This is a genomic window from Rhodococcus sp. O3, from assembly GCF_048897285.1.
In the GTDB taxonomy this organism is placed as follows: Bacteria; Actinomycetota; Actinomycetes; order Mycobacteriales; family Mycobacteriaceae; genus Rhodococcus.
In genome coordinates this window covers 21,605-28,973 of the sequence record NZ_JBMBTE010000067.1, presented here as the reverse complement: position 1 = coordinate 28,973, position 7,369 = coordinate 21,605, and the positions used below count along the sequence as shown (strand labels likewise).

Here is a 7,369-nt window from a genome sequence, read left to right as displayed (position 1 = left end):
TGAGTCGTTTCCGGGCACATCTGTTCCTGTTTCTCCCGGTCACCGTTTCGACTCGAAACGGTCATCACACCGAGATCGAACGGGTTGCGCCGGTGTCGGTATGAGAACGTTCCGAGCATGACCGACGCTTCCGGCCGTCCCGCCGCGCCCTCTGAGCAGACGGCGCTGCGGTCGACGATCGTCGCCGCCGTCCTGCTCGACGCCTCCCCCGACTGGGATCGGGTCGGCGAGATGCTCTCGGGTGGAACCCCCGAAACTCCGGCGTTCCGGCACCGCGTTCTCGACGTACCGTTCGGTCTGGCGCCGCCGCGATGGGCGGGCGAACACGACTCGGACCTGCCGTGGCAGCTCGATCGGGTGGCCCTGCCCGCGCCCGCGACCTTCGACGACGTTCTCGACTACGCCCGCACGACCTCCGCCGCCGCGGTCCCGGAACATCCCGGGTGGGAACTGACGCTGGTCGAGGGGTTGCTCGGTGGCCAGTCCGCCCTGCTGATCCGCATTCATCACGCGTACGCCGACGGCGCCGACGGCACCCACATCACCGCCCGCATCGTCGACCTCGAACGGCACGGTCGCGAACGCCCGGAACCCGGGCCGGAAACGACCACCGCGGAGGACGCGGCCGATCGGGCGGCCGGCTCGTTCGGTTCCCTCGTCGAGTCGATCGGCGGACTGGTGCAGTCGCTGGCGGCGCCGCTGCGGTGGTTCACGTCGTCCGCCGAACCTGCCAGAACCGGCGACCGCCGCCTGCACGTGGTCGACGTACCGCTCGCCGAGCTGCGGGCGGCCGCCGAACGCGCGGGCAGCACCCTGGACAGCGCGTTCCTCGCGGCGGTGCTGCTCGGGCTGGCCGACTACCGGTTCCGCTGCGGTATCGACGTCGACGAGCTGAGCCTGGCGATGCCGCTGGCCCCCGACAACGGTGGTACAGGGAACGGCGGTGCCGGGATCAGCCTGGCCCGCGCCGACCTGCCGGTCCCCGCCGACGATCCGGCGCTGCTCATGCGACTGCTCGACGAGTACTCCGGGCCCGCCACCGAACCCGGCCGGCACCTCGCGCCCCCACCGAACCTGCTGCCGGCGGTGGTCGACGACCCGCTCGACCACGACGACGTGTTCGCGTGCACGGTGCCGGGATCGCACGTGCCCCTGTACGTGGCGGGCGCGAAGATCGAGAAGTACTACGGCTTCGGGCCGACGCTCGGTTCGGCGTTCAACGCAACCCTGATGTCGTACCTGGACAGCTGCTGTCTCGGGTTCACGATCGACACCGACGCGGTGCGCGATGCCGAGATGTTCGACGACTGCATCCGCGCCGGTCTGCTCGCAGTCCTCGAGAGCTGACCGTCGGTAGGCTGGGCGTCGTACATGCACGCACAGTCGGAAGGCGCATCGCCGTGGAACTCCTGCTCATCGTCCTTGCCGTCGGCGCGGTCGTGTACTTCGTGTCGCGGAGCCAGAAGAAATCGTCCGGCCACAGCGCGCTCCGCCTCGACGACGCGAAGGCGGACGCCCGTCAGGCGATCGAGCGTCTCGGCGGTCAGATCTACAACCTGACCGGGACCGACGACGCCTCGAAACAGGCGCTCGCGGACGCGTCCGAACGCTACAACGCTGCCGGCTCGCAGATCGAGCAGGCGCAGACCCCCGCGCAGGCGCGCCTCGCCAAGCAGAGCGCTCTCGAAGGGCTGTACTACATCCGGGCGGCCCGCATCGCGATGGGTATGGATCCCGGACCGGAGATCCCGCCGCTCGACGGCCAGAAGTCGGCCGGCGCCGTCACCGAGGAACGGCAGATCGAGTTCGAGGGCCGGCAGGTGGCCGCCTCCCCGTCCCCGTCGCCGCGGACCCCGAACTACTACCCCGGCGGCCGGGTCGCGGGCCGTCCGGTGCCGGCGGGCTGGTACTCGGAACCGTGGTGGAAGCCGGCGCTGGTCGCGGGCGCATGGGGCGTCGGCTCGATGCTGCTGTTCTCGGCGATGTTCTCGGGCATGGCCGGGGTGCCCTACGACGCGCAGGCGTTCGAGAGCGGTGCCGGCGACGGCACCGCGGACGCCGGTGACATGGGCGGCGGTGAGGACTTCGGCGGAGACGATTTCGGCGGGGGCGACGACTTCGGTGGCGGCGACGTCGGCGGCGACTCCGGCGGGTTCGACTTCGGCGGCGGCGACTCCGGCGGATTCGACTTCGGGGGCGGGTTCGACTTCTGACCTGCGTACCGGGATCGTCGATCCTGTCCACGTAGACCCCCGTTCCGGGCAGCGGCCGCCGTTCGGGGACTTCCGACCGGAACGGCCGGGATCGTGGACTCTGGCCGCGACGCCCGCGAATGTGGGATCGTCCGAACATGGGCACCGCAGGACGGCGCATGGCGCAGACCGATTTCCTGACGTGGAGCATGGAACAGGACCCCGCGCTGCGCTCGACGATCGTCGCCGTCATCACACTCGATTCGTCCCCCGACTGGGACCGCGTCGTCGAGATGATGGACCGCGGCACCCGGGACGTCCCGCACTTCCGGCACCGGGTCGTGTCCGTCCCGTTCGGTCTGGGCGCGCCGCGCTGGGTCGCGGACCCGGACTTCGACCTGTCCTGGCATCTGCGGCACACCGCGCTGCCGTCCCCCGGCACGATCGACGACGTCCTGGAACTCGCCCGCATCGCGGCCATGACGGCGTTCGACCGCGCCCGGCCCCTGTGGGAGCTGACCGTGGTCGACGGTCTCGCCGACGGACGCGCAGCGATTCTGCTCAAGGTGCATCACGCGCTCACCGACGGGCTCGGTGGTATGCAGATCACCGCGCACATCGTCGATTTCACGCGGGAGGGCACCCCGCGGCCGGAACCGCCCGCTCCCCCGGAGCCCGAGCGCCTCGGCTCGTGGGACCTCGTGACCGAACTGCTCGAGGATTACGGGTTCCAGGCCCGCGACATTGTCGGCCGGGGACTGCGGTCGGTGTGGCCCGCGACCCGCGCGGTGGTCACCGATCCGGTCGGAGCCGCGCGCGGTGTGCTCGGCACGGTGTCGTCGGTGGCCCGTTATCTGCGGCCGATCACGACGACCGCGTCGCCGGTGATGACCGAACGCGCGCTGGGCAGGACGCTCTTCTCGTTCGATGTCCCGCTCGAGGGGCTGCGCACGGCGGGGCACCGCGCCGGCTGCACCGTCAACAGCGCCTTCCTCACCGCGCTGGTCGTCGGCCTGCACCATTACCACCGGGCGCACGACGCCGACGTCGAGTCGCTGCGGGTGACGATGCCGCTGAGCGTGCGCCGACCTGACGACGAGATGGGCGGCAACCGCATCAACCTGGCACGATTCGCGCTTCCGGTACACGGCGGCGACGTCGACGACCTCATGCGGGAGATCGAGTCGATCGTCCGTGCGTGGCGGGCGGAACCGGCGCTCGATATGGGCGAGGTGCTCGCCGCGCCCCTGAACATGTTGCCGCCGGCGGTGGTCGGCAGCATGCTCGAGCACGTCGACTTCCTGGCCTCGAACGTTCCGGGATCCCCGGTCCCCCTGTATGTGGCCGGTGCCCGGGCCGACCGGTACTACGCCTTCGGGCCGACACTCGGGTCGGCGTTCAACGTGACGATGGTGTCGTACCTCGGCACGTGCTGCCTGGGCTTCACGCTCGATGTCGGGGCGGTGCCGGACCGGAAGGTGTTCGAGGATTGCATCCGCACCGGGTTCCGGGATGTCCTCGGCGAAGAGTCGGACGAATCCGTGTCTTGACGATCAGGCGGGGTCGTGACGATCAGGCGGGCTGGCAGCTCGGGCACCAGAACAGGTTGCGCGCCTGCATGACCGAGTGCAGGACGGGAGTGCCGCACACGCGGCAGGGGTCGCCGGCGCGGCGGTAGACGTAGGTGCGGGGCCGGTCCTTGGCGTAGGCCGGTGCACCGTGATCGTGTTCGGGCCGCACGACGTGCATCCGGCCACGTTCCATCCCGATCTGCATGAGTTCGACCAGGTCCGTCCACATCGCGTCGAATTCGCTGCGCGCCAGGTTCTTTCCAGGTCGTTCCGGGTTGATTCCGTGACGGAACAGCACTTCGGCCCGATACACGTTGCCGACCCCGGCGATCACCGCCTGGTTCATGAGTAGTGATCCGATTGCGGTGCGGGACTTGGATATCCGCGCCCAGGCCAGGTCCGGGTCGGCGTCGGCGCGCAGCGGGTCGGGCCCGAGCCGGGCCTCGATGGCGTCGACCTCGTCGGGTGTGAGCACATCGCACGCCGCGGGGCCGCGCAGGTCGCTGCCGTGCTCGACCCCGATCATCCGCATGCGCACCTGGCCGACCGGCGGGCCGAGGGGCAGCGCGGATTCGGTGAACTCGCCGTAGATGCCGAGGTGCACGTGCACCACGGCGCCGGTCTCGTAGTGATGGAACAGGTGCTTGCCCCACGCTTCGGCGTGAGTGAGCACCCGCCCGTCGACCAGAGCCGCACCGTCCGAGAATCGCCCCTGCGGGCTCGAGACCCGCACCGCCGCACCGGCGTAGTGCCGCTGGTGCAGGCGGGCGAGCCTGTGGAGTATGTGTCCCTCGGGCACCGGGCCCCCGGACTACGCGCCGGGTACGGCGGGAGCGACGCCGGTCTTCTCGTACTCGGCGAGGATGTCGATGCGACGCTGGTGCCGCTCCTCGTTCGACCACGCGGTCGCCAGGAACGCGTCGACGATCGCGAGGGTCTCCTCGAGAGTGTGCATGCGACCACCGATGCCGATGAGCTGCGCGTTGTTGTGCTCGCGGGCAAGCTTGGCGGTCTCGACGCTCCACGCGAGGGCGCAGCGGGCGCCGGGCACCTTGTTCGCGGCGATCTGCTCGCCGTTGCCGCTGCCTCCGAGGACGATGCCGAGGCTGCCCTCGTCGGCGACGGTGCGGCGGGCCGCCTCGATGCAGAACGCGGGGTAGTCGTCCTGGGCGTCGTATTCGTGTGCGCCGCAGTCGACGGCTTCGTGACCGTTGGCGGTCAGGTGTTCGATGATCTGGTTCTTACGTTCGAAGCCGGCGTGGTCGGCACCCAGGTAAACGCGCATGAGTCAAGAGTCTAACGAGCCCGATGCGGTGCCGACGATCGGCAGGGAGCACCGCGTATGAACAGCCACAGAGCACCGGGTATGCGGGAGGCCGGCAGCAACCCGACGGATTGCACGAATCCTCGGAATTGTCTGCCGGCCTGCCGGATCCAGGGCATGTCTCCCAATCCCCGTTTCGGAGACACGCCCTACTCGAAGCTCGGACCTTCGGTCCGGGTGCGCTTGAGTTCGAAGAAGTGCGGGTAGCTCGCGAGCGCGACCACGCCGTCCCACACCTTCCCGGCTTCCTCGCCGCGCGGGATCTTCGAGAGCACCGGGCCGAAGAACGCGACCCCGTTGACGTGGATCGTGGGGGTCCCCACATCCGGGCCCACCGCGTCCATGCCGGCGGCGTGGCTCGCGCGCAGCGCCTCGTCGTAGGCGTCGGTGTCTGCGGCACTCGCCAGTTCCGGGTCCAGGCCCAGGTCGGCGAGCGCCTTGGCGATCACGGCGGGGAAGTCGTCGTTGCCCTCGTTGTGGATCTGCGTGCCCAGCGCGGTGTACAGCGGGGCCAGGATCTCGTCGCCGTACTTCTGGGCGGCGGCGATCGCCACGCGTACCGGACCCCACGCCTTCTTCATCTTCTCGGCGTACTCGGCGGGCAGGTCGCGTCCCTCGTTGAGGACCGCGAGGCTCATGACGTGGAAGCGCGCTTCGATGTCACGCACCTTGGCGACCTCGAGGATCCATCGCGAGGTGATCCAGCACCAGGGGCAGAGCGGGTCGAACCAGAAGTCGGCAGTGTCCTTGGCGATCGCTTCGCTCACGGAGTCCTTGGCGATCGCTTCGCTCACGGAGTCCTTGGTGGTCGCTTCGCTCACGGAATTCTCCTCAGATGTCGTGTCGTCGACACGTCGACGACAACCGATGCTGTCGACAGCACAACGCTGCGGCAAGCCGGATTCTTCCCGAACCGCACCGGCGCCCGCGCAGCACACCGTACGGTCGAATCGAACCGCACGACTCGTGACACGGGAGACTGCGATGCCCAGCGAAGAAACGTTCGTGATCGTCGGCGGCGGACTGGCCGGCGCCAAGACCGCCGAGGAACTGCGCGCCCGCGATTTTCCCGGGCACATCGTGCTGCTCGGCACCGAGGAGCATCTGCCCTACGAGCGACCGCCGCTGTCGAAGGAGTATTTCGCCGGCAACAAGCGGTTGCTGGACTTCACCGTCCAGCGCGGCGACTGGTATCGCGACCACCGGATCGAGTTGCGCCTGGGCACCACCGCCACGGCGCTGGATCCGGCCGCGCACACGGTGACGCTGCCGGACGACTCGACGCTGCACTACGACAAGCTGGCGCTCGCGACCGGCTCGCGGCCCCGGATGATCCCCCTGCCGGGCGCCGACGCGTCGGGGGTACACGTGCTGCGCACCGTCGACGACGCGGACGCGCTGCTGTCGGTGGTGCGGGCGGACGGGGCCCGCCTGGTGATCGTCGGTGCCGGCTGGATCGGGCTCGAGGTCGCCGCGAACGCCCGCGGGCACGGCGCCGAGGTGACGGTGCTCGAGACGGCCGCACAACCGTTGCAGGCCGCTCTGGGCCCCGAGATCGGTGCCGTGTTCGCGGACCTGCACCGCGCGCACGACGTCGACCTGCGGTTGCAGACGTCGGTCGAGGAGATCGTCGTCGAATCGGGCCGGGCCACCGGGGTGCGCCTCGGCGACGGCAGTGTCGTCCCCGCCGACGCGGTGCTGCTCGCCGTCGGCGCGGTGCCGAACATCGAGATCGCGCGGGAGGCGGGGCTCGCCGTCGACGGCGGGGTCCTCGTCGACAGCGCGCTGACCACCAGCGATCCGGACATCGTCGCGGTCGGCGACATCGCCGAGGCCGAGCATCCGGTGCTCGGCGGCCGGATCCGCGTCGAGCACTGGGCGAATGCGCTGAACCAGCCGGCGGTCGCGGCGGCGACGATGCTGGGCCGGCCGGCGTCCTACGAGCGGCTCCCCTACTTCTTCACCGATCAGTACGACCTGGGCATGGAGTACGTGGGGCACGCGCCGCGCGATGCGACGGTCGTGACCCGCGGCGACGTCGCGGGCCTGCAGTTCCTGGCGTTCTGGCTCGACTCCGACGACCGGGTACGGGCGGGGATGAACGTCAACATCTGGGATGCCGGCGACGAGATCCGCGCGCTGCTGGGCTCCGGCACCGCCGTGGACCGGGCGAGGCTCGCCGATCCGGGTGTGGCACTGGCCGATCTCACGGGGTGAGCTTCGCCGCCCGCAGCGGGTCCGACGGGTTCACGGCCCCCGCACGTGATGGGATTGGTCCGTCG

At 70.1% G+C, this 7,369-nt stretch carries 7 protein-coding genes; 4 read left to right on the top strand and 3 right to left on the bottom strand.

What is annotated here, in order from left to right:
- Positions 1–117: 117 nt before the first annotated feature.
- The 3 genes from ACN675_RS18475 to ACN675_RS18465 all read left to right on the top strand — a co-directional run bounded on the left by ACN675_RS18475 (position 118) and on the right by ACN675_RS18465 (position 3,742).
- Positions 118–1,347, top strand: coding sequence for a wax ester/triacylglycerol synthase domain-containing protein (locus ACN675_RS18475; RefSeq protein WP_420752220.1), 1,230 nt, complete (start codon positions 118–120; stop codon positions 1,345–1,347).
- 53 nt (positions 1,348–1,400) lie between these two features.
- The gene (locus ACN675_RS18470; RefSeq protein WP_420752219.1) at positions 1,401–2,213 is read left to right on the top strand and encodes a DUF1542 domain-containing protein; all 813 of its coding nucleotides are present in this window, start codon (positions 1,401–1,403) and stop codon (positions 2,211–2,213) included.
- Positions 2,214–2,371: 158 nt separating this feature from the next.
- Complete coding sequence (locus ACN675_RS18465) at positions 2,372–3,742, top strand: wax ester/triacylglycerol synthase domain-containing protein (protein ID WP_420752218.1); 1,371 nt, start codon at positions 2,372–2,374, stop codon at positions 3,740–3,742.
- Positions 3,743–3,764: 22 nt separating this feature from the next.
- Here ACN675_RS18465 and ACN675_RS18460 read toward each other — a convergent pair whose 3' ends face one another.
- The 3 genes from ACN675_RS18460 to ACN675_RS18450 all read right to left on the bottom strand — a co-directional run bounded on the left by ACN675_RS18460 (position 3,765) and on the right by ACN675_RS18450 (position 5,854).
- On the bottom strand, positions 3,765–4,562 hold the full coding sequence (locus ACN675_RS18460; RefSeq protein WP_420752217.1) for an Fpg/Nei family DNA glycosylase: 798 nt from the start codon (positions 4,560–4,562) through the stop codon (positions 3,765–3,767).
- Between the two features lie 12 nt (positions 4,563–4,574).
- Positions 4,575–5,048, bottom strand: a complete 474-nt coding sequence (locus tag ACN675_RS18455) for a ribose-5-phosphate isomerase (RefSeq protein ID WP_420752216.1) — start codon at positions 5,046–5,048, stop codon at positions 4,575–4,577.
- A 188-nt stretch (positions 5,049–5,236) separates the two neighbouring features.
- Complete coding sequence (locus ACN675_RS18450) at positions 5,237–5,854, bottom strand: DsbA family oxidoreductase (RefSeq protein WP_420752221.1); 618 nt, start codon at positions 5,852–5,854, stop codon at positions 5,237–5,239.
- 217 nt (positions 5,855–6,071) lie between these two features.
- Between ACN675_RS18450 and ACN675_RS18445 the strand changes: the two genes are divergently transcribed.
- The gene (locus ACN675_RS18445) at positions 6,072–7,304 is read left to right on the top strand and encodes an NAD(P)/FAD-dependent oxidoreductase (protein ID WP_420752215.1); all 1,233 of its coding nucleotides are present in this window, start codon (positions 6,072–6,074) and stop codon (positions 7,302–7,304) included.
- Positions 7,305–7,369: the final 65 nt, after the last annotated feature.